The following is a 24819-nucleotide window of genomic DNA, read 5'->3' as shown; positions in this document are numbered from 1 at the left end:
TTCCACGCCGCCGTCGGGTTGCGTTCCCGCCTCGTCGTCTCCGGCGTCACTCATCTACGGAGCGATACTGCGGCTGGTTGGTGCGCGAATCTCAAACGGTTCGGCAGCGAGGCCGTCGTCAACGCCGACCGCGTCAGGTGAGTCGGCCGCCGTCGCGGTGGCGGCGTCAAGCCCGTTCGCGTTCAGCGAGTCGAACTCGCTGGGAAGTGCACTCGTGTTCTCGGTCGTGTTGTTCGACGCAGAATCGTTCTGTGCACCCTCGGGCACACGCAGGACGCTCTCGCTGAGGTCGACCGACGCGCTTCCATCCATATCGCCGTTGACGAGGCCCTCGCTCACGTTCACGTTCCCTTGGTTGCGGAGGATGTAGCCGCTCTCATTCGAGCGAACCTCGCCGGTGATGGTGTAGCCGTCGACGGCGCGTACACTCACGTTGGTGTAGCCGTTTTCAGGGCCGTACTCGTCGTAGCCAACCGTCGAGTACGGAACGGTGAACTCGAAGTTCCCGTCAGGCCCAGCGGTCGTCTCTTGGGTGTACGTGAACGTCGAAGCGTTGCCACCGGTGCCGCCGTTCGGCACCTGCAGGCGGACCGTCGCAGTCACCGTTTCGTTGGGGTCTGCACCCGAGCCTTCGATGGTCGCACCGGGCACCTTCTCGAACGTTTTTACCCACTGCGGCTGCGTCTGCTGGAGCAGCGACGGACGCAGGCCGAGCGACTGCGACTGACGGAGGACGCTCCGCTGGTAATCGCCGGCAGCGTACGCCGACGTGTTCGTCGTGCTCACGAGGCGGTAGTGTTCCAGCGCTGGCACGGGCTCGCGCGGGTACGCCCCGACACCACCGATTTGTGCGGTGCCGTCTTCCTCGACGAACTGCTGAGCGGCGCTCATATTCGCGAACGTCCGAATGGCAGTCGCGTTCTCTCCTTGTGGGAGCACTTTGTACGTCGTTCCGTCGTTCGCGGAGACGGTGTCGTAGTCGAAGACGACGACACGCTCACCGAACAGCGTGTTGACCGTCGGTTCGGCCCGACTCCCGTGGTGCTTGTACAGCCGAACCATCATACTCTCGTAGTACCGCTGTTCGCGGTCGTAGAACGCCACGCCGTACTGCGTTCCCTGTGCAGTCTGCTGGGCGCGCAGCGTTGGCGAATAGAAGTCTGACGCGGAGACGTTCTCGTCGTCGTAGAAGACGACGGGTGCGCCGAACTTCGAGCCGACGGTGACCATCTGCCAGTCGACCATCACATATCGCATCTGTTCGGCCTCGCCGTCGTCGTCAATGCCAGCGAGGACCTCACCTGCACGCTCTTCGCTCGGTGCAAGCAGGAAGTTCGCGGCCGTAGTCGCCCCCTGCTGGAACGGGTTAGCGTGCGGGATGCGCTCGCCGCGCGTCGTGATCCAGTGGCCGTAGTCCCACCACGACATCACGCCGTAGGTTCCCTCAGCGTAATCGTAGTCACTGTCTGCAGGACGCTCGTAGGTGCCGTAGTACTCTAACTCGTCGGCGTTACCTGCACCCTCGAGGTTACCCTCTGCGGGCGTATTCTCATTCATCCACTGGAGATTCTCATCCCAGATGGTGACCGACCCAGGGCCGGTATTGTTGCCGACGCCGACGGCGGTGCCCGTGCGGTCGATGGAGGGACTGCCGCTGTTACCCAGCGACAGCGGCACGACGAGTACCGGACCCAAGACGACCAGCACTGCCATCGCGACGGCGATGTACTGGTATGTCTTGATGTCCGGAAGTGAGAGTCCTTCCGCGAAGTTGATGCCGATGACTGCGAGGATTTCTTTCAGGAAGTACGCGTTCAGCGCCGCCACAGAGACAGCGAGGTAGTAGTTGAAGCGCACCTGCGTGAACGCCGCGGCAGTGATGAACGCCGCCCAGACGAACACGAACAAGTGTTCGGCGTCGTAGTGAATACGCGCGACTGCGCCGAACACGAGGAGGGCGACCAGTGCGAGGCCAGCCACCTGCGGACTGAATCCGAGGCCGCTCGCGACGCTGTTGAACACGGGGCCGCCGACGAAGATTAACAGCAACACCGCCGCTGAACCGCCAAGGTAGTAGTAGTCACCCGTAGTGCCGCGCTTCCAGAGTGGTTTTACTAGGAGCCACACGGCCGCTGCAGTTGCGGTGAGGAACGCAAAGCCGTACTCCGCAAGTACGACGCCAAAGCCGCCGTAATACTGGACTAAACCAGACTGAAGGAATGGCTGAGCCTCGCCGATGGTTCGCGTCTCCGCGCCCGCTGAGAAGCCGACGAATCGCAGGAGGTTCGTCCGGATCGTGACAAACACCGAGAGGTCAACGAACAACAGCGCAAGGACGCCGACCACCGACAGCCCAAGAATCGCACCGGGGAAGCCGAACTCGCGGAGACGTTCGTCATCTGCTGCGTTCAGGATACGGGCGCCCCACGCTAATCCTATAGCAGCGACGGCGACACTGGCCGAGGCAAATGGCTGCAGCAGCCCGTAATCAGTCGGGCTAAATCCAGTCGTCTCAAGGTTAAGTAGCAGTAGCAGCGTCGTCACTCCCATCGAGACAGCAGCGACAAACGCCACGTGGTCTGGGGAGGATGTTTCACCAGCGTGGGCGCTCACGACCTGGTAGATGACATAGACCCCAAAGATACCAATGAGGAGGACGCCCGGAGGCCACACGAACAGGTATAGCGAGACCGCGACGCCAGCTAGTGCGCTCCACGCTGTAGTCGGCTTGAGTTCGTCCCACTCACGTGCTTGGGCGAGTTCCCAGATAGGCCGGTCACGCTGAGCGACCGCCAGTGCGATCATCAACGCAACGACTGCAAGACCCTGGAATAGAGGTTCTGCGACGTTGTGATCTGCGAAACCGACGAGGCCTCGGCGGAGGAACGTTCCCGGAAGCAGCATCAGAATGACGGCGCTGAAGAGGCCACCGAGCCGGCCGCCGAGGCGCTTCCCAATGAGGTACGTCGGGATAGCAACAAGCGCGCCGAATACTGCAGGCGCGACGAGCAACGTCTGCGCCACGAGCGTCTCGGAGGGTGACCCGAGGCCGACGACTAACGCCGCCGTCGCGACCAGCTGATCATACAGCGTACCGAACTGGGCAGCGTTGGTGCCGAACGGGTAGTACGTCCAGGGGTCATATGGCATCGTGAACGGCCAGTTCGCAACTGTATACTCAACTTGACGGAGGTGGTACCAAGCGTCGTTGCCCGAGAAGTAGACCTCGCCGTCTCGAATGAAGTTACTGTACGATTGGAGACGAATCCACAGCATCACCGCAATCACTGCGAGCAGGGCTGGGACGTGATAGAAGTCTCGGAGGATGTCCGTGGCGGACTTTCCCGAGAAGTCGTAGTCTAACCCCGAAACGGAGGCTGGGGACGATCCTCCATCCGGAGCCGTGTCACTGTCGCTGCGACTCATTGCATCGGTAAATTCGGAAAACGAGGATAAGCCTTGTGAAACCCTCGTCTCGGCGCGCGACGCGATAACCAAATTTTAACGCGGCCTGCCAACAACAGCAACCTAATGGAAGTCTCTGTCGTCGTGTGTACGTACGCGATGGACCGATATGAGGCGTTTTCGGAGACCGTTGAGAGCGCGTACGCACAGACGTACGACTCTGTTGAGGTCGTCCTCGTCGTTGACGGAAACGAAGCGGTGTTCGACCGAGTCCGCGAGGATTTCAGCGACCGACCGAATACAGTCATTCACTGCAACGACGAGAACCGCGGCATCTCCTACAGTAGGACAAAAGGCGCCGAGCTCGCTAGCGGCGAGATTGTCGCCTTTATTGATGATGACGCTGTCGCTGAAGAAGATTGGGTCGCGAACCTCGTCGACGTGTACGAGTCTACTGACGCCATCGCTGTCGGTGGGGACGTCCGCCCTGACTGGCAGGTTGCCAAACCTGACTTCTTCCCGGAAGAATTCTATTGGTTGGTTGGGGTCGTCGAACCGGGGTTCGCTGAGGACGGTGAAGAGGTGCGTAATACCTACGGCTCGAATATTTCGTACCGCCGCGAGCAGTTCCTCGAGGTTGGCGGTTACGACCCTAACACTGGGCGTAAGGGTGACAAACACCTACAAGCACACGAAGCCCCGGTCGGGATTCGACTTTTGAACACATTTGGGAAAGGGATGATATTCACCGAGAGTGCTATTGTTCACCACAAGTTGTTCGAGTACCGGGGTGAGTTCACTTGGCTGGTCTTTCGATCGTTCTGGCAGGGGTATTCGAAGCGGGTAATGGACCTCTTGTATCCAAATGCGCCAGATAACAAGAGCGCATATCTCAACCAACTAATGATGCATTTCGTACCCAAACGACTTTCAGCATTGATTCGTTCACCGTCAATTGCGGGAGTCAAGCAGTTGCTCACGATCTTTGTATTCACCGCGGTCGTTGGGCTTGGCTATCTATATGCAACTCTGACTCCGGGTGTGGTCGAAAAAGCTAATTCGTAAATTGCCGCAGTTCCCTGCGGAACAATTGTGACTGCGTGGCCTGTGGCCCGTGAGTGTAAAAGGGTAAAAGTGCCGTTCGACGCTGTGTCTCTTCTCTGCTCGCGCCTTATTTTGTACTCACTGAGCAAGGTTTTTAGACCTCAAAGCAGCTAAAATCAGACGTTCAATCCGTCTTTCGACTGGAGATGAACTCATAATAATAGCCAAAACCACGGAAGGCAAGCATAACAATAGATAGAACGAAGAACACAACTTGCGTCGACGTTGGTTCTTTACCGTTACCGCTGCTGGTAGTGGGGCCTTCAGGGCGTGGTGGGATTCCCGGATTTCCGTACCGTTCAGGATAGTGACGCTGTAATTGGCAAAATCCCCGACCCACACGGATGTTCTTTTTTGCAAGCGATTTGAATTGAGTGCGTGCAGGATGATAGACGGTTGCACTATCGGTATACCCTTGCTTATAGCCCGCCTCATAGGCACGCTCGCCAAATTCTTTATCACCGCCTGAAATAAGTCGGCTATCGAATGAGCCTATCTGATTAAATACCTGTTTTCGAACAAGGAGAGCACAAGTTGGTGCATAATGTTGTTTCTGTATGTATTCTTTGATCGGGAAGCCAGTCCGAACGTTATACTTTCCAACGTACGTGTGTTGGCCGAGCGTGAGCTCCACATTACAGCCGAGGTAGTCGACATCTTGATCAATTAATGCTCTGACGGCAGCGCCCAGCCAGTCACTAGTTACAGTCTCGTCAGCATCCAGAAAGACGAGGACATCGCCCGTTGCGTACTCTATTCCTCTATTTCGAGCTGCATAGGATCCCTGTACTTGATCTTCAACAAGCAGTTGGATGTGGTCGTGGTTTCCAGCACTCTGGCGAATCACATCTCGAGTGTTGTCCGTGGAGTTGTTGTCGATGATTAGGATTTCTGCAGGGGTGTGATTCAATTTCAGCAAAGACTCGATAGTTTGTGCTATCCCTGTAGCATCATTATATACTGGAACAATAATTGAGACAGAAACGGTGTCGAGGGCCATTGAACCTGTGTGTGAGTAGATATTCAACTCAATATAAAACACGCCGACTTTGTAATGAGGGGACACCTATGAATATCTCTAAGTTGGTCATTGTTTGAGATGAGTCGTTTTCGTCGCGCTCCCGAAACCAATAACTCACCACCACCTCCACCAATTAATTATGACTGACGACGTCTGCGTCCTCCTCCCCACGTACGACGAAGCCGCTACCGTTGCGGACGTCGTCACCGACTTTCGATCTCACGGCTACGAAGATATTCTTGTCATTGACGGTGGGTCAACAGACGACACTCGTGCCTTGGCTCGTGATGCCGGCGCACGTGTTGAGATTCAATCCGGCACTGGAAAAGGACAAGCCATTCGTGAGGCCGTTCGTAAGTACGTTGATGCAGAATATGTTCTAATGGCAGACGCAGACGGTACATATGAGGCAGCCGATGCTGACGCGATGCTCACCCCGCTCCGTGAGGGGACCGCTGAACACGTTATTGGCGACCGGTTTGCCAATATGCATGATGACGCGATGACGAGCCTGAACAGCGTTGGCAATACTATCTTTAACAGTTTGTTCTCGCTTGTTCACCACGAAGACTACGGCGACATTCTCTCTGGTTACCGCGCTTTCACACGTGACTCCTTCGGGCGACTCCGTCTCACGGCTGATGGGTTCGGTATCGAGACTGAGATGGCTGTCGAGTGTGCGCGGCACGGCGTCCGCACGACTGTCGTCCCAATCACGTACTTGCCACGTCCAGATGGGTCCGATACAAATCTCCATCCGGTGAAAGATGGTGGCATCATCCTGATGGCAATTTATCGGCAGGCAAAGACATCGAACCCGCTGTTTTACTTCGGGAGCGCTGGCGGTGTTGCCGGTATTGCAGGGATGCTCATTGCCTCCTACGTTGCATACGACTGGTTTGTGAATGGGATTTCACACAACGTCCTTGCGATCGTTGCTGGTGTTGGGATCATTCTTGGGGTACAGTTACTCATCTTCGGCGTTCTCTCTGACCTCGTTGTTACACTCCACCAGGAGACTCTCGATCGCGTCCGACGCGTAGAGCGTGCAACAAGCCCGCAGGGAGATGCTGCTGTCGATGCGGCACCTTCCAGCGAAGACGGCGAGCAGCGTGCAGATCCCCCAGAGCCAGAACGATGACATCTTGCTGAGGAAGCGAACCCGCTCTATTGTGAGCTAAGTTAACCATCAAGCGTTTTTCCACACTCTCGACAGCCCCATCAGGGGGTAGCTGGTGCTGGTGGAAGCGGGAGTGTTCCACAGTCTGATTCTCACTCGAACGGCGATGAGCTGCGCCGAGGGGGGCGCTAGTAGGGACACAGGCGGTTCACAATCGGTTCACACTCCCGGAAATTGGTGTTTGAACGGCTGTGAATTCGAGTGTGGAACGATCCTTGCGGATGCTTCTGCAGTCGTGGACGAACGCGAGTAGCCGTCTTGAAGCCGAATTCGCGGGATAGGAGTGTTATGAGTACTATTCGAGCTGATGCACTACCCAATCAAATTCGGGTTGTTGAGCAAAACACGCAGACGGCAACCGTGTGTGAACATCCCCTTCGAATTCCGTTTGGTATGGCGGGCTCTCTTTGTGGCATTCGCAGGGGTTCGACGCTACGGGACGACTCGATACTGGATCACACTGGGCGATGCTACGCTGGTTCTCTTCTCTTCCGGAGGAAAACTCTAGATGTGAGAAGCCATTTACGGATCCTCGGCCCTCGATAGCGGTCCATTCGCACGCTGACAGCGTCGATCGGAGTGGGTACGTTGGGTTGGAACGTCGAGGTCGCCCCTCCACTGCTTCCAACGTAGTCAGGAAGTGCTCGCTCGTGACGTGATTAAAACGGTAACAGTGTGCGAACGCGCCCGAGCAGTGACCCCGCACCGCTGCGGCGTCGTTCCTCGAAGATCGGATGGAGGCGATTAAGTACGTCCCGTTTGGTATCGAAGTGCTCTACGGGGAGGTCTCGAAGCTCCGCGGCGACGTCGAGCGTGTTGCCCGAGGCGTCGTAGGCGACCTCAGTGTCGTCCATCGACTCGATCAACTCTGTCGTCGTCGCCGGGAATCGGACCCCCGCGCGGTCGAGTCGTTCGCCGAGTACAGCGATCCCGAACTCGATAGCGTCGGGGTCAGACCCACCCCCCGTCGGCGGTCGCGCAGCCATAGAGACGTGTTGTCGCTCGGGGGACTAAAACCGTCGGGGAATCGACTCGCACGCCGACGGACGCCTCCGTCGGCCTTATCGGCCGTCCGCCCGTCCTGCCGTGTGTGACTGACTACACCACCGTCTCCATCCCGAAAGACCTCGCAGAGCGCGTCGAAGACACCATTGAGGGGACGAGTTTCTCCTCGACGTCGGACCTGGTTCGGTTCCTCCTGCGCAGCATCGTCATCCAGCATCAGAAGCGCGGGTCGCTCTCGGAGGCCGAGTTCGAGGAGATAACAGACCAACTCCGCGACTTGGGCTACTTGGAGTAGGGACCTTGCGAAGTCGTGGTCCGCGGGCGCTCCGACGGGAAGCAGCGACCGGTCAGGCGTCGTCGACTCGCTCTTCCGGCGGTGCGGCGTCGACGCGGACCAACTCGCGCCGTCGGCCTCGACGGTCGTACGCGACCACGTCCTCGTGCCCGTACGGCGGAATCGCGACGAGGACGGTCGCCGCGAGGTCGTCCTCTTCGGTCAATCGTCGGTCGCCGTCGGGGTGTGAGAGAAACCGTGCGCGACCGGAGGGCCGCCCCAGATCCATCCCGAACACCGCCGACACCGACCCCCCAGCGCTCGGGAAGTAGAAGTGGGTCAACACCGGCGTCTCGGGAGGCAGATCTGGTGGTGCACCGACCAAATCGCCCGCTGCCGTCACGTCGAGGACGACGTTCTCGGCGGTCGGATCGGCATCTTCCGCGCGTTCGAGCAACAGCGACAGCAGGTCCGTCGTGATGTGGACCGTCGTCGCGCGACCGTCGCCGTCGGTCGCTGTCGCTCCCGGTGGGTCACCCCACTCGCCGTTGTCCGTCTTGCTTCCGCAGTCGCGCCCGTCTCTGTTCACGCCGATGCCCTCACCCCAGGAACATCGTCAGCGTCTTGGCGTATAGGCCGGGTGCGTTGCTGCGGGCGTCCGACAGCGCAGTTTCGAGCGCTCGCTGTCCGTCGGTGAGGACGCCCTCGCCGTGTCCGCACAGCACGCGTTCGGGCGAGAGACCGGAGAGCGCTCGTCGCGGCGGCGTGAGTCGCAGCATCGGGTGGACGCCGAGCGTCTCACCCTTCGTTCGCATATATTCTGACGCGCCGACCGCCTCCGGGACGTACAGCGTGCCGCCGTCTTCGTCGTACAGTGCGACCTCTTGCCACGGCGGGATCGACGAGTCACGGACTGTGATCGCTCGCATCCCGCCCAGTTCTCGACCGAACCGCTCGACCGGCGCGTCGAGTTTCGCCGCGACGCCCGTCATCCAGTCGGGGACGTACACCGGCACGTCGTGGCGGGTCGCGATCGCCGCCGCGTCGCGCTTGTGGCGGTCTAGACAGACGACGACGCCAGCGATGTCGCCCTCTATGTCTGCGAGGAGGTCGTCGACACCGGGCGCGTCGACCGGGTCGAGTACCCACACCTCCCCGTCGACGGAGAGGGCGTGACTCGCGCGTTCCATCGTCTCGTCGGGATACGCGATCCACCCGACACCGCCGTCGAACTCGTCGATGACGGCGAGGTCGGCGTCGCCGGAGGCTTTCATCGGCATACCCGAGGGGAAGAGCGCCGCGGGCTTAAGTGGGGTGCCGTCGGATCGGGTACCGTGATGGCCTCGGACACCGATCCGGCGTCGGAGTCGTCGACCGCTTCGGACGCGTCGACTCCGGCGCTCGCGTCGCTCGCACTGGAGGTGACGGACTTGGGTCGCGCCGCTGCGTGGTACGCCGACACGTTCGGCCTCGTCCCGACGCGGCGGACCGACACGGAGTGTACCTTCGACGTCGGCGGCACGGAGTTGATTCTGCGTCGACCGACGTCGGTCCCCCGCGGCGGCCTGCACACCCACTTCGCGTTCGAGACCACCGACCACGAGTATCCCGCGTGGCGGGCTCGATTTCCGGACGCTCCCGAGATAGACTTTGGGTCGTTCCGCTCACTGTACCTGGAGGACGACGACGGCCACGCCCCGGAGATCGGCGGCACCGCGACCGACGGCCAGGGCCTCGTCGGCATCTTCGAAGTGGTGTTCGAGGTGGCGAACGTCGACCTCGCCAGCGACTGCTGGTCTGCGATGGGCTTCTCCGCCGTCGACCGGGGCGACGAGCGCCGGCGCATCCGAATGCGGGGACCCGTCGGTGCCGACCGTCAGTTCGACGTAGAACTGTGGGAGCCACAACTCGGCCTCGCCGACGCCCGCGGCGGCGTCCACGTCGACGTCGCGTTCCGCGTCCAAGAACCGGCGGCCGTCGCGGACCACGCGTTCGGCGACATGCCGTCGGTGACGCCCCGCGAGATGCCCGACGGGTCCGTCGAGGTGTACGACCCCGACGGGCACCACCTCGTGTTGTTGCCAACGGAGTGACGCGGCCGGACAGAACCGCTTTCCGTCGCAGTGAGAGACGTCCGCGTATGCGTGATCGAGACTGCCTGGGGAGTGGGGAGCGAGATGCCGACGACGAGTACGGCTACCGACGGGTCGCCGTCGACGATGTGGCGAACACGCCGAACCCGACGCGGGTGAAGCGCGAACTCGACGAGGAACTCGGCGTCTCCCTGTTCGGGTGCAACTACTACGAGGCGGACCCCGGCGAGCAGGTGCCGTGGGGGTATCACCGCCACCCGGACCACGAGGAACTGTTCTTCGTCGTCGACGGCGAACTGGAGGTGGAGACGCCCGACGGGACGTATCGCGTCAGGTCACAGGAGGCGTTCTTCGTCCCCGCGGGCGCGCCGAATCGCGCCGTCGCCGTCGGCGACACGCCGTGTCGGTTCCTCGCGGTCGGCGCACCGAAAGAGTCGGACAGCGCAGTGATCAGCGAGCACTGTCCCGAGTGCGGCGAAGCGACCGATCGGACGTACCGGATCGAGGAACTCGGCACCGGCGACTCGCCGGACGTCGAAGAGTACGTGTTGGAGTGCGCGGTGTGTGGCGCGGACGTGGGACGGTTCTCAGGGTAGCTACTCGGCCCTCCTACCGCGTCTCGGAGGTGACAACCCGTTTGCAGCGTAGTTTATGCCTGCGTATCCGCTACGGCCGCTATGTCCGACCAGGGGGATGGCATCGAAGGAAGTGGAGCGACGCGATCGTATCGGCACGTCTCTGTCGACGGCTGGGACGGCGGACCTGAACCCGAGGCGATCCAGCGACTCACCGACGGAGACGACGAGACCACGCCGTTCGACGTCCGCAGCGTCGACCCCGGCGACGCAGTCGCACCCGCGACGCACCGTGGGTTAGAGGTAGAGGACCTGTTGCTCGTGCTCTCGGGGGAACTCCGCATCGAGACGGGAGACGAGACGCTACGGGTTAGACCGAACGAGGTCGTACTCGTGCCGCCGGAACCGCCCGCGCGGCCGGTCGTCGCCGGCGACGAACCGTGTCGGTTCCTCGCGCTGGGAACCGCCTGACTGACGGCGGTCGCGTCCTCGATCGCTCAGCCGAGCAGGTCGGTGTCGACGGAGACGTTCGGCGGCGAGACGATGAGGAACCCGCGGAAGTGCGTGAGTTCTCCGCCCATATCTTTCACCTCGCGGGCGAAGCCGCTGGCGCGTTCGTTGATGTCGCCCTCGACGGCAAGCACGAGGACGTTCCCGTATTCGATGTTTCGGATCCAGTGTTCGGGCTCCGTCTCTCCGTCTAAGACCCCCAAGACGACGTCCCCCACCGTTCCCTCCGACTCCATCATCTCCTCGGCGTCGCGGAGGTCGAGCCCGAAGTCACTCATACTCCGGGGCACGGGACGTCCTCTCAAAAGCGTTCGGACGGGCGTCGGGCGGGCGTCAGACGTCCGCCAGGTGGGCTGTCGTTCCCCCACCCATCGCCACGGAGCGACCGTTCGTCAATACAATGTGTATAAGGTCGTAATGATTCTTCGAGCCCATACCTACCCGTCGCTGTCGTGCGATTTTGGAACTGATCTGACGTTCGTGATAAATGGGCACACGGATCACGACCTGTCCGACCACAACGCTTTACAATCAGTTCCGTCCTCGCACCTGTTGATGTCCCATCACCAGGACTCGTCGGTAACCAGTCCGGCGGAACGAGTTCTTCCAGGGCACACTGAGTGCAACTGACGAGTTCGATTCTGTCCGAATATTCGACACGACGCTGCGTGACGGAGAGCAGTCGCCACGTACGTCGTTCAGCTACGAGGAGAAACGAGAGATAGCCGCGGCCCTCGACGAGTTGGGCGTGTCCGTCATCGAGGCGGGCTTCCCGGTCAACTCCGACGCGGAGTTCGAGGCCGTCAAAGACATCGCGGAGTCGACCGACACGACCGTCTGCGGCCTCGCCCGCGTGGTCGAGAAAGACATCCAGGCCGCCATCGACAGCGGCGTCGGGATGATCCACACGTTCGTGTCGACCAGCGACGTCCAGATCGAAGACTCGATGCACGCCACCCGCGAGGAAGTGAAACAGCGTGCCGTCGAGGCGGTGGAGATGGCCAAAGAGTCCGGCGCGGAGGTTATGTTCTCGCCGATGGACGCCACCCGAACGCAGGAGTCGTTCCTCGTCGAGGTCATCGAGGCCGTCAGCGAGGTCGGTGTCGACTGGATCAACATCCCCGACACCTGCGGCGTCGCGACGCCGCGCCGCTTCGGCGACCTCATCGAAGTCGTCGCGGCCCACACCGACGCCCGAATCGACGTGCACACGCACGACGACTTCGGGCTGGCCGGGGCCAACGCGCTGGCCGGTATCGAGGCGGGCGCACACCAGATGCAGGTGTCGGTCAACGGCATCGGCGAACGCGCGGGCAACGCCGCCTTAGAGGAGGTCGTGATGGCCGCCGAGTCGCTGTACAACGCCGACACCGGCATCGACACGACGCGGATCACCGAGGTCTCGCGGATGGTCGAGCAGGCCAGCGACATCGCGGTGCCGCCGAACAAGCCCGTGGTCGGGCGCAACGCCTTCAGCCACGAGTCCGGCATCCACGCCGCCGGTGTCATTGAGAACAGTGACACGTTCGAACCCGGCGTGATGACGCCGGAGATGGTCGGTGCGACCCGCGAGTTAGTTATGGGCAAACACACCGGCACCCACTCCGTCCGCCAGCGCCTCACCGACGCGGGGTTCGACCCCACCGAGTCGCAGGTTCGCACCGTCACCCGGCGGGTGAAGGACGCGGGTGCGGAGGGTCGCGTGACGATGTCCGACGTGAAGCGATTCGCCCAGGAGGAGGGCGTCGCCCGAATGGACGACGACCACGAGGACGAACCGCCACAACGAGAGGCCAAACTCTAATCGGCGCAGATGTCCGCGAACACGACCGGCGACGGGCTACGGCGGGGTGCAATCGTTGCCACCCACGCCAGGGTTATAGCCGTCGACCCGATACGCATCAGCGAGATGACGACGCGAGTCACGATGGACGCCGTCCGCTCGGCGACCAGCGACCGTGTCGTCGCCCTTCTCGCCGGGGTCGTGGGTATCGTAGGGGCGTAACCGCCCCCACATCACTCCCCCAACCGACCCGTGCACCGACTTCCGACGACTAGCGACACCCGACCAACGACTGCGAACGTATGACACACACGGCAGGAGGCCGACGACGATGAGCGAGCCAGCAACCCCCGACACCGCGACGGACGCGGACGAGACGGACGACGCGGGGCGAACCGACAGCAGTGACGCCGATCGACGCGCGGAGGCCGCGAGCCGTATCCCCGGCACGGGCGCGGACGCGGTCGTCGCCGCCCTCGAAGCGGCGGGCGTGGAGACCGCCTTCGGCGTGCAGGGTGGGGCGATTATGCCCGTCTACGACGCCCTTGGGGGGTCGTCGATACACCACGTCACGATGGCCCACGAACAGGGCGCAGTCCACGCCGCCGACGCCTACGGCATCGTCCGGGGCGACCCCGGCGTCTGTCTCGCTACCTCGGGGCCGGGCGCGACGAACCTCGTCACCGGCATCGCCGACGCCTCGATGGACTCCGACGCGATGTTGGCGCTGACGGGGCAGGTCCCCTCCGACATGGTCGGCTCCGACGCCTTCCAGGAGACGGACACCGTCGGCGTCACCGCACCCATCACGAAGCACAACTACTTCGCGAGCGACTCCGACGACATCGGTCGCACCGTCGGCGAAGCGTTCGCCCTCGCTGGGACCGGACGACCGGGGCCGACGCTCGTCGACCTGCCGAAAGACGTCTCCTTCGGCGAGACGGAGCGACCGGTCGGCGAACCGACGCCGCCTAAACGGTCCGTCCCGACTCCCGAAGCCGACGACGACCAGGTCGAGGCCGCCGCGCGCACCATCGAGAGCGCCGACCGGCCCCTGTGTCTGTTCGGCGGCGGCGTCATCAAAGGCGACGCGACCGAGGAGGCCCGCGCGTTCGCTCGCGCGTACGACATCCCGGTCGTGACGACGATGCCTGGCATCGGCAGTTTCCCCGAAGACGACGACCTGTGTCTGTCGTGGGCGGGGATGCACGGCACGGGCTACGCGAATATGGCGATCACCCACACCGACTGTCTGATCGCCGTGGGGACGCGCTTCGACGACCGCCTCACCGGCGGCGTCGACACCTTCGCCCCCGAGGCAGAGGTCGTCCACGTCGACATCGACCCCGCGGAGATATCCAAGAACATCCACGCGGACTACCCGGTCGTCGGCGACGCGGAGACCGTCCTCGAACAGATCGACGCCGAGATTCGCAGCGCCGACGCGCCCGACACGAGCGAGTGGTGTGCCCAGTGTGACGAGTGGCGCGCGGAGTACCCGATGGACTACACCATCGACCCCGACGAGCCAGTTCGACCGGAGTTCGTCGTCGAGGCGTTCGACGCCGCGACCGGCGACGACGCGTACGTCACCACCGGCGTCGGCCAACACCAGATGTGGGCCGCGCAGTACTGGACGTTCCGCGAGCCACGAACGTTCGTCTCCTCGCACGGCCTGGGGACGATGGGGTACGGCCTGCCCGCCGCCATTGGCGCACGGATAGCCGCAGACGACGACCGCGAGGTGGTCAGTTTCGAGGGCGACGGATCGTTCCTGATGACGATTCAGGAACTGTCGGTCGCCGTCCGCGAGAACCTCGACATCACCGTCGTCGTCCTCAACAACGAGTACATCGGGATGGTCCGCCAGTGGCAGGACGCCTTCTTCGAGGGGCGGCACACGGCCTCCGAGTACGACTGGATGCCCGAGTTCGACACGCTCGCGGAGGCGTTCGGCGCGAAGGGCTTCCGCATCGACGACTACGACGAGGTCGAAGACGTGGTCGAGGCGGCGCTCGACTACGACGGCCCGTCGGTCGTCGACGCGCACGTCGACCCGAACGCGAACGTCTACCCGATGGTCGCGAGTGGCGCGGCGAACGGCCAGTTCGCCCTCGCGGAGGATCAACTATGAGCGGGAGCGACGAGTCTCCCGACCACCCGGCCGACCACCCGGCGGCCGAACGCGCCCGCCCGGCGAGTTCGGAAGGTCTAGAGACGGGACTGTCGGGACCGCGCCCCGAAGAGCGCCCGCACCCGACTGGTCGCCGTGACGAACACGGCGTCCGAAAAGAGCCGGATCACGGTCCCGAACCGACGCGCCGGACGACCGTCTCGGCGCTCGTCGAGGACGAACCCGGCGTGCTGGCGCGGGCGGCGGGACTGTTCCGCCGTCGCCAGTTCAACATCGAGAGCCTGACCGTCGGTCCGACGACCATCGAGGGCCACTCGCGGATCACGCTGGTCGTCGAGGAGACGGAGGCGGGCATCGACCAGGCGAAGAAGCAACTCGCGAAACTCACGCCCGTCATCGCGGTCGGCGAGTTGAGCGACGACGCCGTGGCCGCCGAACTGGTGTTGCTGAAGGTTCGCGGCACCGACCCGGCGAAGGTCCACGCCATCACCGAGATGTACGAGGGACAGACGCTCGACGCCGGTCCGCGCACCATCACGGTGCAGATCACCGGCGGCGAATCGAAGATCGACGACGCCATCGACGCGTTCGAGCAGTTCGGCATCATCGAGATCGCCCGGACGGGTCAGACGGCGCTGGAACGCGGCGACTCCCCGACGACGCCCGGCGAGGAACCAGGCGACTCGGCGGCATCGACCGAGGACGACGAGTTCACCAACTACGACGACTGACGCTGTTACGAGACACAATGACTGACGACACCTTCGACACCGACGTACACTACGACGACGACGCCGACCGCTCGATGATCGACGACAAGACCGTGGCCGTCCTCGGCTACGGCAGCCAGGGCCACGCCCACGCGCAGAACCTCAACGACTCCGGCGTGGACGTCATCGTTGGCCTGCGCGAGGACTCCTCCTCGCGGACGGCCGCCAAAGCCGACGGCCTGCGCGTGGAGACGCCCGCCGACGCCGCCGAGGAAGCAGACATCGTCTCCGTCCTCGTCCCCGACACGGTCCAGCCAGCCGTCTACGAGGAGATCAAAGACGGTCTCGAGGCGGGCGACACCCTCCAGTTCGCGCACGGCTTCAACATCCACTACAACCAGATCGTTCCGAAGGAGGGCATCGACGTGACGATGGTCGCGCCGAAATCGCCCGGCCACCTCGTGCGCCGCAACTACGAGGCCGGTGAGGGGACGCCCGGCCTGCTCGCAGTGTATCAGGACGCTACGGGCGAGGCCCGCCAGGAGGGCCTCGCGTACGCTCACGCCATCGGCTGTACCCGCGCGGGCGTCATCGAGACCAGTTTCCAAGAGGAGACGGAGACGGACCTGTTCGGCGAACAGGCGGTGCTGTGTGGCGGCGTCACCTCGCTGGTGAAGCAGGGGTACGAGACACTCGTCGACGCGGGGTACAGCCGAGAGATGGCGTACTTCGAGTGCCTGAACGAACTGAAACTCATCGTCGACCTCATGTACGAGGGTGGACTCGGCGAGATGTGGGACTCCGTCTCCGACACCGCGGAGTACGGCGGTCTCGTCCGCGGCGACGAAGTCGTCGACGAACACGCCCGAGAGAATATGGAGGAAGTCCTCGAAGCGGTGCAGGACGGCACCTTCGCCCGTGAGTGGATCGCGGAGAACCAGGCCGGACGGCCCTCCTACACGCAACTGCGCGAGGCCGAGAAGAACCACGACATCGAGAACGTGGGCGAAGACCTCCGCTCGCTGTTCGCGTGGGGCGGCGAAGCGCCAGCCTCGGAGTCCGAAGACGACGAGAAAGCCGAGGTACGAGCGGATGACTGACACAGCGGAGACGGCTGCCGACCACGAGGACGACGCCGACACCATCGCGGACATCGACCACGAAGCGCCCGAGGGCGCGGCCGACCCGAACGCGGTGTGGGAGCGCGGTCGCGACGACGCGACGGACGACACCACCGGCGACGAGACGGACCGATGAGCGAGGGAACGCTGTACGACAAGGTGTGGGAGCGGCACAAGGTGGCGGACCTGCCGAACGGACAGGACCAACTGTTCATCGGCCTCCACCTCGTCCACGAAGTGACGAGTCCGCAGGCGTTCGGAATGTTGCGCGAACGCGAGATGGAGGTCGCGTTTCCGGACCGGACCGTGGCGACGACGGACCACATCGTGCCGACCGACCCGGAGGGTCGTGAGCGACCGCTCGCGGACGACCAGGCCGAGGAGATGCTTACCCACCTCGAACGCAACACCGAGGAGGCGGGCATCCGCTTTTTCGGTCTCGACGACGACCGACAGGGCATCGCCCACGTAGTCGGCCCGGAACTGGGCTTCGTCCAGCCGGGAATGACGGTCGTCTGTGGTGACAGCCACACCTCCACCCACGGCGCGTTCGGCGCCATCGGGATGGGCATCGGGACCAGCCAGATTCGCGACGTGTTCGCGACTGGCTCTATCGCCGCAGACAAGAAAGCCGTCCGCCGGGTCGAAGTCTCCGGCGAACTCGGTGACGGCGTCGGCGCGAAAGACATCATCCTGCACGTCATCCGACAACTCGGCGTCGACGGCGGCGTCGGCCACGTGTACGAGTACGGCGGCGAGGCTATCCGCTCGCTGGATATGGAGGGTCGCCTCGCCGTGTGCAACATGTCTATCGAGGGCGGCGCTCGCGCGGGCTACATCAACCCCGACGAGACCACCTACGAGTACCTCGAAGGCCGCGAGTTCGCCCCCGAGGGCGAGGCGTTCGAGGAACGCAAGCAGTACTGGGAGTCCATCCGCTCGGACGACGACGCCGAGTACGACGACGTGGTCGAGGTCGACGCCGACGGCCTCGCGCCGCAGGTGTCGTGGGGGACGAACCCCGAACAGGTCGTCGGCGTCGACGAAGCGGTTCCCGACCCCGCCGACACGCGCGACCCGGACGCGGCCGAACGCGCACAGGCGCACACCGAGGTCACGCCCGGCGAGACGATGGAGGGACACGCCGTCGACGTTGCGTTCCTCGGGACGTGTACGAACGGTCGTGTCGCGGACTTCCGCGAGGCCGCACGAGTGCTGGAGGGTCGTGAAGTCGCAGACGACGTGCGTGCGCTTGCGGTCCCCGGGTCGGGGACAGTCAAGCGGAAACTGGAGGCCGAGGGCATCGATCAGGTGTTCAAAGACGCCGGCTTCCAGTGGCGCGAGGCCGGGTGTTCGATGTGCCTCGCGATGAACGACGACGCCCTCGAGGGCGACGAGGTGTGTGCCTCCTCGTCGAACCGCAACTACGTCGGTCGACAGGGGAGCACCGAGGGGCGCACCCACCTGATGTCGCCCGCGATGGTCGCGGCGGCGGCCGTCGAGGGTGCGGTGACGGACGTCCGAGAACTCGACACCGCCGACAGCGTCGGCGCGGAGGTGGACGAATGAGCGACGACGCGGAGGGCGTCTCCGTGCCGTCCATCCGTCGCGTCGCGGGGACGGGCATGCCCGTCCGCGGCGACGACATCGACACCGACCAGATCCTCCCCGCCCGATTCCTGAAGGCCGTCACCTTCGACAATATGGGTGAATACGCCTTCTACGACCAGCGGCGCGACGAGGACGGCACCCTCAACGACCACCCACTCAACGAGTACCAGGGCGCGAACGTCCTCGCGGTCAACGACAACTTCGGCTGTGGCTCCTCGCGCGAACACGCCCCGCAAGGGCTGATGCGGTGGGGCGTCGAGGCCATCGTCGGCGAGTCGTTCGCGGAGATTTTCCAGGACAACTGCAAGTCGCTTGGCATCGTCACGCTCGCGGTCGACGCCGAGGAGGTCGACGCCCTGCAGGAGTTCATCGAGTCGAATCCCGAGGCCGGCATCGAGGTGGACGTGCGCTCAGAGACCGTCCGCTACGACGGGAACACCGTCGAGGGGACCATCCCGCCCGCGATGCGAGAGGCCCTGTTGGAGGGCATCTGGGACACGACCGCCGTGATGCGGAGCAATCTCGACCGCGCGAAAGCGACCCACGACGACCTCCCGTACACCGATGACTGAGGGAGCGAACACGGTGACCGACGGCGGCGACGTCCCGGAGATTGCGGTCATCCCCGGCGACGGCATCGGGCAGGAGGTCGTCCCCGCGGCCGTCGACGTACTCGACGCCGTCGGCGACTACGAGTTCACCGAGGCGGAGGCCGGCGACGCCACCCTCGACGAGACGGGTGAAGCGTTGCCCGCCGAGACGTACGACCTCGCGGCGTCCGCGGACGCGACGCTGTTCGGCGCGGCCGGGGAGTCGGCCGCGGACGTGATCCTCCCGCTCCGGGAGGCCGTCGGGTCGTTCGTCAATATCCGCCCGGCGCGGGCGTACCCCGGCGTCGACGCGCTTCGCCCGGAGACGGACCTCGTCTTCCTGCGGGAGAACACCGAGGGCGTGTACGCGGGCCACGAGGACCGCCTCACCGACGACGTGTCGACGCTGACGCGCGTCGTCACGCAGTCGGCGTCGCGGCGACTGGGACAGTTCGCGTGTGAGTTCGTCGAGGAGCGAGGGTACGACGGCTTCACCGTCGCGCACAAGGCGAACGTGATGCGCGAGACGGACGGCCTGTTTCGCGACACCGTCCTCGCGGAAGCGGAGGCGGCAGGCGTCGACGCCGACACGGTTCTGATGGACGCATTCGCCACGCACGTCTGTCTCGACCCCGAGCAGTTCGACGTGGTCGTCTGTCCCAACCTCGCGGGCGACGTGCTCTCGGATCTGGCGGCCGGACTCGTCGGCGGCCTCGGTCTGCTCCCGTCCGCGAACGTCGGCCCGGAACGTGGGCTGTTCGAACCGGTCCACGGCACCGCACCCGACATCGCCGGTGATGGAGTCGCGAACCCATCGGCGACGCTGTTGTCGGCGGCGATGCTCGTCGAATCGCTCGGCGACGACGAGGCCGGCGCACAGATTCGCTCGGCCGTCGAGTCCGTCCTCTCGGACGGCCCGCGCACGCCCGACTTGGGCGGCGAGGCGACGACCGAGGACGTGACCGACGCGGTGCTGGCGCGACTGTAGACCCGCCGCTCCACGTTTTCGCAGACAGTTCAGACCGTCAGGACACGTCGAGCAACAGCAGCCGCGACGGGAGGGCCCGCGCTACTTACTCTTGGTACGCGAGACAGACCTGCTCGAAGCGCCCCTTCCGTTCGAGGTGCGTCTGGAGTTCGTCGGCGTACTCCTGTGCGAGTTGCTCGGCGGCCGCGAGTTTCTCTTTGTCTTGCCCCCCGCTGCCACCTCCGCCGGTGATGACGTCTTTGATGTCCGAGAGGATGCCGCCGAACACGCCGTCTTTCGAGGAGGCACTCGGGTCGCCGCCGCCGGCCATCGCGCCCATCTGTTTCGAGATGTTGTCCATCTCGGGCATAATCTGCGGGAGTTTCGACGTGTCCGCGACGATGCGGGCACGCTCGGGGTCGTCCGCGTGTTCGATCTCGAACTCCGTGGCGGTCATCACGAGACTCCACTCTTGGTTGGAGAACTGCGACTGCTGCACCCGCTGGGAGAACTCGCGGTCGACAGCCATCCGCTCGGAGACGATGGCGTCGGTCCAATTGCTCATACCTCGCCTCACGCGTGGCAGGCGTATGTCGGTTTCCCTCTCGGGAATCAGCGGGCAGGCAACCGACAGGGGTCGAGGCGGTGGTTCTGACCGCGATCGAGTGGTCCGGTCGTCGTCGGACGTTACTGGTACTCGGTGATCGTCAGCGTGTAACTTCCCGATCCGCTGTAGGAGTCCACGTCGATCTGGAGGTCCGTGGAGTCGTCGGGGTCGTCGATGGTGACCGACTCTTGGCTGTCCATCGTGTAGGAGGCGTAGTCGTAGTTGCTGGGTGAGGCATTCTGCGTGGTGCCCGTGTTGACGTACAGGTCGAAGTCGGCGTCGGCGGGGCCGTCGAGTTCGACGACGACACGACTCGGCGCGGAGTACGTCCACGCCCACGTGTAGTTGTCGTAGTCCCAGTACCCCGACAGCGACCCGTCGACCGACCCGGTCGTGGTGTCGCCGCTCCCGCCGCCGTCGCCACCGTCACCCCCGTCGTCACCGCCGTCGCTATTCGCGGGGTCGGTGGTGACGGCGGCGTACGCGTCGACCTGTCCGCTCCCCTGCTGGGTGCTGGAGAGACCGACGTCGCTGGCGGTCGCCTTCAGGTGGTCGCGGAGTTCGAGATTCGTGAGGCTCGACCACTTCGCGAGCGTCAGACCGGCGACGCCGCTGGTGACGGGCGTCGCCATCGACGTGCCGGACAGTTCCTCGTAGCCGCCGCGGGTCTCGGTCGTCGTCGAGAGGACGTTGACGCCAGGCGCGCACAGTTCGACGCTGTCGCCGTACTGCGAGAACGACGCGAGGTTCTCGTTGGAGTCGACCGCTGAGACGGCGAGACACTCGCTGTAGGCCGCGGGATAGCTGACCGACGAGGTGCCGTTGTTGCCGGCGGCGGCGACGACGAGCGCCCCGTTGTCGTCGGCGTAACTGACGGCGTTTTTCATCGTGCTTGTGTAGCCACCGCCACCGAGGCTGAGGTTGATCACGTCCGCCCCTTGGTCGGCGGCCCACTGGACCGCGTCGGCGATGTCCGCGGTCGACCCGGACCCCGACTCGTCGAGCGAACGGCCGTTGATGAGCGTAGAGTTACCCTGTCCGGCGACGCCGGAACCGTTGTCGACGACGGCCGCCGCACATCCGGAGACGTGTGTGCCGTGGTACTCGTCGCTCGGGACGTCAGGAGCGGGGTCGGAGTCGTCGTCTACGAAGTCGCGGCCGGGGTCCGAAGCGTAGTTACCCTGCAGATCAGGGTGGTCGTACTGTGCGCCGGTGTCGACGACGGCGATGGTCACCGAGGAGTCACCGAGCGTCGTGTCCCACGCCTCGTCCGAGCGGACCTGTTGAGGCGCGTACTGACTGTCGAACTGCGGGTCGCTGGGAGCCAACTGCGTCTCCAGCGTCTCGTTGTCCTCGGCGTACTTGATGTGGTCTTTCTTCGTGATCGCTTCGACGAAGTTCTCCCGTGCCACGTCTGCGGCCTCCGACGGGAACGCGACCGCGACGTAACTGAGCGTCTCGTTGCTGTGGACGACCTCGGCGTTGCCGGGGACGTACTGTGCGACCTCCTGTTCGATGTCGTCGGCGGTGACGGAGACACCGACGAGAACCTCGTCTTCCTTCGGGCCCGGGTCTCGCCCGGAACGAGCGGCGGCGACTCCGCCCATCGCGGCCGTCCCGGCGGCCACACCAGTCAGTTTCAAGAATCCGCGTCGCCGCACGCCGTCGCGTTCGTTGCTGTCTGTCATGAGACGATCTGTCACGGTCGAGCGCTCTACTTAATTCTACTGTTATATTCAACAATTTAATACTGCAAACTATACAGAGTAATCTGAAATAAACGTGTATCCAGTGGTCGAAGCCGACCGTTCGTTCGCTACGCTTGCTGGCGATTTCCTATAGATTCTTCTGACCGAACGCTCTTATTTTGTTTTTGAACTGTCGACAGAATAAAAATTCAAATACTGGCCGAGGACCGGAACGCGTATCGGCGACTGGGAGAATCCGCGAGTATGGGACTGTTCGACTGGCTGGGGACGTCGTCTCCGACCGCCGACGCGGCCGGCGACGACACGCCCCCCGCCGGGGCGGGGCACGCCGGCCCCCACGGACCGTGGCACGACGCCGACGGGTCGTACGCCGAACCTCGCGGCGTCGCCCTGTTCGTCGACGGGCCGAACGTGTTTCGCGACGAGTTCGACGTCGACTTCGCAGACCTCCGTGCGGCCGCGGAAGCCGACGGTGACCTCGTGACCGCCCGCCTGTACCTCGACGAACACGCGACGCCTGGCCTCATCCAAGCCGCCGAAGCCAACGGCTTCCAGGTCGTCACCACCAGCGGCGACGTGGACGTGAAACTCGCCGTCGACGTGGCGACGTTCGCGGCCGAACGCCGCGCCGCGACGGTCGCCGTCGCCTCGCGCGACACCGACTTCAAGCCCGCGCTAGAGGCTGCCAACGAGTACGGCCTGCGCACGCTCGCTATCGCGCCGGGCAGTTACGGGCGGTCGGACGCACTCCGCCGGAGTGCCGACGACGCGGTGACACTCGGGGAGTAACTCTAGCAGTGCCCACCGCTCGGTAGGAACTCCTGCGAGATGGTTCGCAGTTCCGTCTCCGTCTCCGTGACGAGATACGTCGCCTCGGTGTACGCGCCGTCGGCCGACGACTCCGGGTCTCCGTCGCCGTCGCAGTCGAACGAGACGCTGTAGCCGACGCGCACGCGAACGGTGATGCTGGTTCGGTTCCACTCTACGACCTCGAACTCGGCGGGACGGAGGATACCGAATGCGAGCCCCGTGAGCGTGTCGTCGTCCGCAGCGACCCGTTCGATCCGGTCTTTCTCGGCGGCGATGGCTCGCTCACCCGCGGCCTCGGCCGAGACGGGAGGCGTGGGTGTCGCTGTCGGCGTCACGGTCGGCGTCGCGGCTGGCGAGTCGGTGGGCGCGTCAGTCGTGGAGGGAGCTGCGCCGGAGGGACCGAGACACCCCGCCGACGCGACGAGACAACAGACCACGAGCAGACGGAGGGCACTGATCACGGCGCAACCATACCGAGAACCGCAGTAAGTGTCTTCTGCCGCCTTACGCCAGCGGCGTCCGCTCGACGACCGTCCCGTCGTAGGTCGGGTACTGTTCGACGACTTCGCCGTCGTCGAGGTCACCCTCTTCGATCATCTCCTCCAATAGCCACCACGCGACCTCGACGTGGTTCGACTTGACGGAGTAGAACTCCTCGGGCACGCCGAGTTCCGCGATGCGGTCGGGGCTGGCGTACGTCTTGCCGTACACGAGCGTCCCGTCGTCGGTCACCTCGTCGAACGGGCGACGGAGGTTGCGCGCCATCCGCTTCAAGCGGTTGCGGTGTTGGGCGGCGTCTTTGAACACCGAGGTACAGAAGTACACCTTCGGGTGGTCGCCCATCACGTCGAGGATGGCCTCTTTCGATCCGTCGACGGCGGACATGTGGCCCTCCTGCAGTTCGAAGCCCTGCTCTTGCATCCGCCGGTAGTTCCCGTCGGACATCTCGAATTCGTTGACGTTGCAGAACTCGGCCGCACCCTCGTCGAGGAACTCGAGGAACTCCTCTTCGGCGCGGATGCCCGGAATCTCGAACGCCGGCGTCAGTCCCTCCTCGCGGGCGATGTAGAGGATGTCCTCCCACTCGGTGCCGTGGAGGTCGCCCCACTGCTCGACCGGCGGGTGGAAGCGAATCTCGTCGAGACCGGCCTCCGAGAGGCGGCGCATATTCTCGCGGCCACCCGGAATCCCCGTGTAGAGGTGGGTGTGGTGGTCCTCGCCAAACTCGTCTTTCAGCAGACGGAGGTACCGACACGTCTTCGCCATCGCCTCCTGTGGCTCGCCGCCGGTGATGGAGGTGCCCAGCGCCGACATCCGCTTGGCCTCCTCGATGACGTCCTCGTCGGACTCGACGAGTCGCTCGTTGGCGTACACGTCGGTGACGTTCTTGCGGTTCTCCCCGAGCGGACAGTAGAAGCAGTCGCGCTGGTCGCAGTAGCCGTACACGAACAGCACCATCTTCCCGCCCTTGGAGCACTGTTCACAGCCCTTCGAGATCATTCAGTACACCTCCTTCCGTGGCGAGCGGCAAAAACCGTGCGATACCCGGCGTACGAGCGTGTGAGTGGTTCACCCGGCGATTCTCGGCGGGTCGAATGGCGGCCGCCCGA

General features: G+C 63.9%; 26 protein-coding genes. 16 read left to right on the top strand and 10 right to left on the bottom strand.

The genetic code is table 11. The features are described from left to right. Window positions 1-54: 54 nt before the first annotated feature. Entirely contained in the window at window positions 55-3426 is a 3372-nt protein-coding gene (locus P0D77_RS12335; RefSeq protein ID WP_277553374.1) for an oligosaccharyl transferase, archaeosortase A system-associated, read from the bottom strand. A 105-nt stretch (window positions 3427-3531) separates the two neighbouring features. On the opposite strand from P0D77_RS12335, the gene aglG reads away from it, so the two are divergent. Next, the gene (aglG, locus tag P0D77_RS12330; RefSeq protein WP_277553373.1) at window positions 3532-4470 is read left to right on the top strand and encodes a glucosyl-dolichyl phosphate glucuronosyltransferase; all 939 of its coding nucleotides are present in this window, start codon (window positions 3532-3534) and stop codon (window positions 4468-4470) included. A 163-nt stretch (window positions 4471-4633) separates the two neighbouring features. Here the strand turns inward: aglG and P0D77_RS12325 are convergent, their stop codons facing one another. Further along, a complete protein-coding gene (locus P0D77_RS12325; RefSeq protein WP_277553372.1) occupies window positions 4634-5509 on the bottom strand; it encodes a glycosyltransferase family 2 protein in 876 nt (291 codons plus the stop codon). Window positions 5510-5669: 160 nt separating this feature from the next. Between P0D77_RS12325 and aglJ the strand changes: the two genes are divergently transcribed. Then, the gene (aglJ, locus tag P0D77_RS12320) at window positions 5670-6671 is read left to right on the top strand and encodes an S-layer glycoprotein N-glycosyltransferase AglJ (protein ID WP_277553371.1); all 1002 of its coding nucleotides are present in this window, start codon (window positions 5670-5672) and stop codon (window positions 6669-6671) included. A 698-nt stretch (window positions 6672-7369) separates the two neighbouring features. Here the strand turns inward: aglJ and P0D77_RS12315 are convergent. After that, window positions 7370-7696 carry a hypothetical protein gene (locus tag P0D77_RS12315; RefSeq protein ID WP_277553370.1) on the bottom strand — a complete coding sequence of 109 codons (327 nt, stop codon included), beginning with the start codon at window positions 7694-7696 and terminating at the stop codon, window positions 7370-7372. A gap of 104 nt (window positions 7697-7800) precedes the next feature. Here P0D77_RS12315 and P0D77_RS12310 point away from each other — a divergent pair, with 104 nt between their 5' ends. Then, entirely contained in the window at window positions 7801-8010 is a 210-nt protein-coding gene (locus tag P0D77_RS12310; protein ID WP_277553369.1) for a ribbon-helix-helix domain-containing protein, read from the top strand. Between the two features lie 52 nt (window positions 8011-8062). Here the strand turns inward: P0D77_RS12310 and P0D77_RS12305 are convergent, their stop codons facing one another. Both P0D77_RS12305 and P0D77_RS12300 read right to left on the bottom strand, forming a co-directional pair. Further along, a complete protein-coding gene (locus P0D77_RS12305; RefSeq protein WP_277553368.1) occupies window positions 8063-8578 on the bottom strand; it encodes a JAB/MPN domain protein-containing protein in 516 nt (171 codons plus the stop codon). A 10-nt stretch (window positions 8579-8588) separates the two neighbouring features. Continuing rightward, entirely contained in the window at window positions 8589-9269 is a 681-nt protein-coding gene (locus P0D77_RS12300) for a hypothetical protein (protein ID WP_432764805.1), read from the bottom strand. 57 nt (window positions 9270-9326) lie between these two features. On the opposite strand from P0D77_RS12300, the gene P0D77_RS12295 reads away from it, so the two are divergent. The 3 genes from P0D77_RS12295 to P0D77_RS12285 all read left to right on the top strand — a co-directional run bounded on the left by P0D77_RS12295 (window position 9327) and on the right by P0D77_RS12285 (window position 11128). Continuing rightward, the gene (locus tag P0D77_RS12295) at window positions 9327-10082 is read left to right on the top strand and encodes a VOC family protein (RefSeq protein WP_277553367.1); all 756 of its coding nucleotides are present in this window, start codon (window positions 9327-9329) and stop codon (window positions 10080-10082) included. 47 nt (window positions 10083-10129) lie between these two features. Beyond that, window positions 10130-10678, top strand: a complete 549-nt coding sequence (locus tag P0D77_RS12290; protein WP_277553366.1) for a cupin domain-containing protein — start codon at window positions 10130-10132, stop codon at window positions 10676-10678. 81 nt (window positions 10679-10759) lie between these two features. Beyond that, the gene (locus tag P0D77_RS12285) at window positions 10760-11128 is read left to right on the top strand and encodes a cupin domain-containing protein (protein WP_277553365.1); all 369 of its coding nucleotides are present in this window, start codon (window positions 10760-10762) and stop codon (window positions 11126-11128) included. 26 nt (window positions 11129-11154) lie between these two features. Here the strand turns inward: P0D77_RS12285 and P0D77_RS12280 are convergent, their stop codons facing one another. Further along, entirely contained in the window at window positions 11155-11445 is a 291-nt protein-coding gene (locus P0D77_RS12280) for a DUF5779 family protein (RefSeq protein WP_277553364.1), read from the bottom strand. Window positions 11446-11783: 338 nt separating this feature from the next. Between P0D77_RS12280 and P0D77_RS12275 the strand changes: the two genes are divergently transcribed. The 9 genes from P0D77_RS12275 to P0D77_RS12235 all read left to right on the top strand — a co-directional run bounded on the left by P0D77_RS12275 (window position 11784) and on the right by P0D77_RS12235 (window position 20104). Continuing rightward, a complete protein-coding gene (locus tag P0D77_RS12275) occupies window positions 11784-12971 on the top strand; it encodes a LeuA family protein (RefSeq protein WP_277555799.1) in 1188 nt (395 codons plus the stop codon). A 9-nt stretch (window positions 12972-12980) separates the two neighbouring features. Further along, window positions 12981-13172 carry a hypothetical protein gene (locus P0D77_RS12270; protein WP_277553363.1) on the top strand — a complete coding sequence of 64 codons (192 nt, stop codon included), beginning with the start codon at window positions 12981-12983 and terminating at the stop codon, window positions 13170-13172. A 109-nt stretch (window positions 13173-13281) separates the two neighbouring features. Continuing rightward, window positions 13282-15084 (top strand): biosynthetic-type acetolactate synthase large subunit, encoded by a 1803-nt coding sequence (gene ilvB, locus P0D77_RS12265; RefSeq protein WP_277553362.1) that lies wholly within the window; start codon window positions 13282-13284, stop codon window positions 15082-15084. After that, window positions 15081-15815 (top strand): acetolactate synthase small subunit, encoded by a 735-nt coding sequence (gene ilvN / locus P0D77_RS12260; RefSeq protein ID WP_277553361.1) that lies wholly within the window; start codon window positions 15081-15083, stop codon window positions 15813-15815. The genes ilvB and ilvN overlap by 4 nt, the downstream gene beginning before the upstream one ends. Before the next feature lie 17 nt (window positions 15816-15832). Continuing rightward, window positions 15833-16894, top strand: a complete 1062-nt coding sequence (ilvC, locus tag P0D77_RS12255) for a ketol-acid reductoisomerase (protein ID WP_277553360.1) — start codon at window positions 15833-15835, stop codon at window positions 16892-16894. Further along, entirely contained in the window at window positions 16887-17051 is a 165-nt protein-coding gene (locus P0D77_RS12250) for a DUF7989 family protein (protein WP_277553359.1), read from the top strand. Before ilvC ends, P0D77_RS12250 begins: the two co-directional genes overlap by 8 nt. Continuing rightward, entirely contained in the window at window positions 17048-18484 is a 1437-nt protein-coding gene (leuC, locus tag P0D77_RS12245; protein ID WP_277553358.1) for a 3-isopropylmalate dehydratase large subunit, read from the top strand. The genes P0D77_RS12250 and leuC overlap by 4 nt, the downstream gene beginning before the upstream one ends. Continuing rightward, a complete protein-coding gene (locus tag P0D77_RS12240) occupies window positions 18481-19098 on the top strand; it encodes a 3-isopropylmalate dehydratase small subunit (RefSeq protein WP_277553357.1) in 618 nt (205 codons plus the stop codon). Before leuC ends, P0D77_RS12240 begins: the two co-directional genes overlap by 4 nt. Next, complete coding sequence (locus tag P0D77_RS12235; protein ID WP_277553356.1) at window positions 19091-20104, top strand: isocitrate/isopropylmalate dehydrogenase family protein; 1014 nt, start codon at window positions 19091-19093, stop codon at window positions 20102-20104. The genes P0D77_RS12240 and P0D77_RS12235 overlap by 8 nt, the downstream gene beginning before the upstream one ends. An 85-nt stretch (window positions 20105-20189) precedes the next feature. Here P0D77_RS12235 and P0D77_RS12230 read toward each other — a convergent pair whose 3' ends face one another. Together P0D77_RS12230 and P0D77_RS12225 are read right to left on the bottom strand one after the other, a co-directional pair. Then, the gene (locus tag P0D77_RS12230; RefSeq protein WP_277553355.1) at window positions 20190-20648 is read right to left on the bottom strand and encodes a DUF5799 family protein; all 459 of its coding nucleotides are present in this window, start codon (window positions 20646-20648) and stop codon (window positions 20190-20192) included. A 122-nt stretch (window positions 20649-20770) separates the two neighbouring features. Further along, window positions 20771-22378 carry a S8 family serine peptidase gene (locus P0D77_RS12225; RefSeq protein ID WP_277553354.1) on the bottom strand — a complete coding sequence of 536 codons (1608 nt, stop codon included), beginning with the start codon at window positions 22376-22378 and terminating at the stop codon, window positions 20771-20773. A 264-nt stretch (window positions 22379-22642) separates the two neighbouring features. Here P0D77_RS12225 and P0D77_RS12220 point away from each other — a divergent pair, with 264 nt between their 5' ends. Continuing rightward, window positions 22643-23188: an NYN domain-containing protein gene (locus P0D77_RS12220; RefSeq protein WP_277553353.1), complete on the top strand. Its 546-nt coding sequence runs from the start codon at window positions 22643-22645 to the stop codon at window positions 23186-23188. A gap of 2 nt (window positions 23189-23190) precedes the next feature. On the opposite strand, the gene P0D77_RS12215 is transcribed toward P0D77_RS12220, so the two are convergent. Beyond that, window positions 23191-23670, bottom strand: coding sequence for a hypothetical protein (locus P0D77_RS12215; RefSeq protein WP_277553352.1), 480 nt, complete (start codon window positions 23668-23670; stop codon window positions 23191-23193). Between the two features lie 43 nt (window positions 23671-23713). Further along, complete coding sequence (locus tag P0D77_RS12210) at window positions 23714-24709, bottom strand: radical SAM protein (protein ID WP_277553351.1); 996 nt, start codon at window positions 24707-24709, stop codon at window positions 23714-23716. Window positions 24710-24819: the final 110 nt, after the last annotated feature.

It is taken from the genome of Halobaculum limi, from assembly GCF_029490015.1.
Taxonomy (GTDB): domain Archaea; phylum Halobacteriota; class Halobacteria; order Halobacteriales; family Haloferacaceae; genus Halobaculum; species Halobaculum limi.
This window is presented reverse-complemented; position numbering and strand designations above follow the sequence as displayed.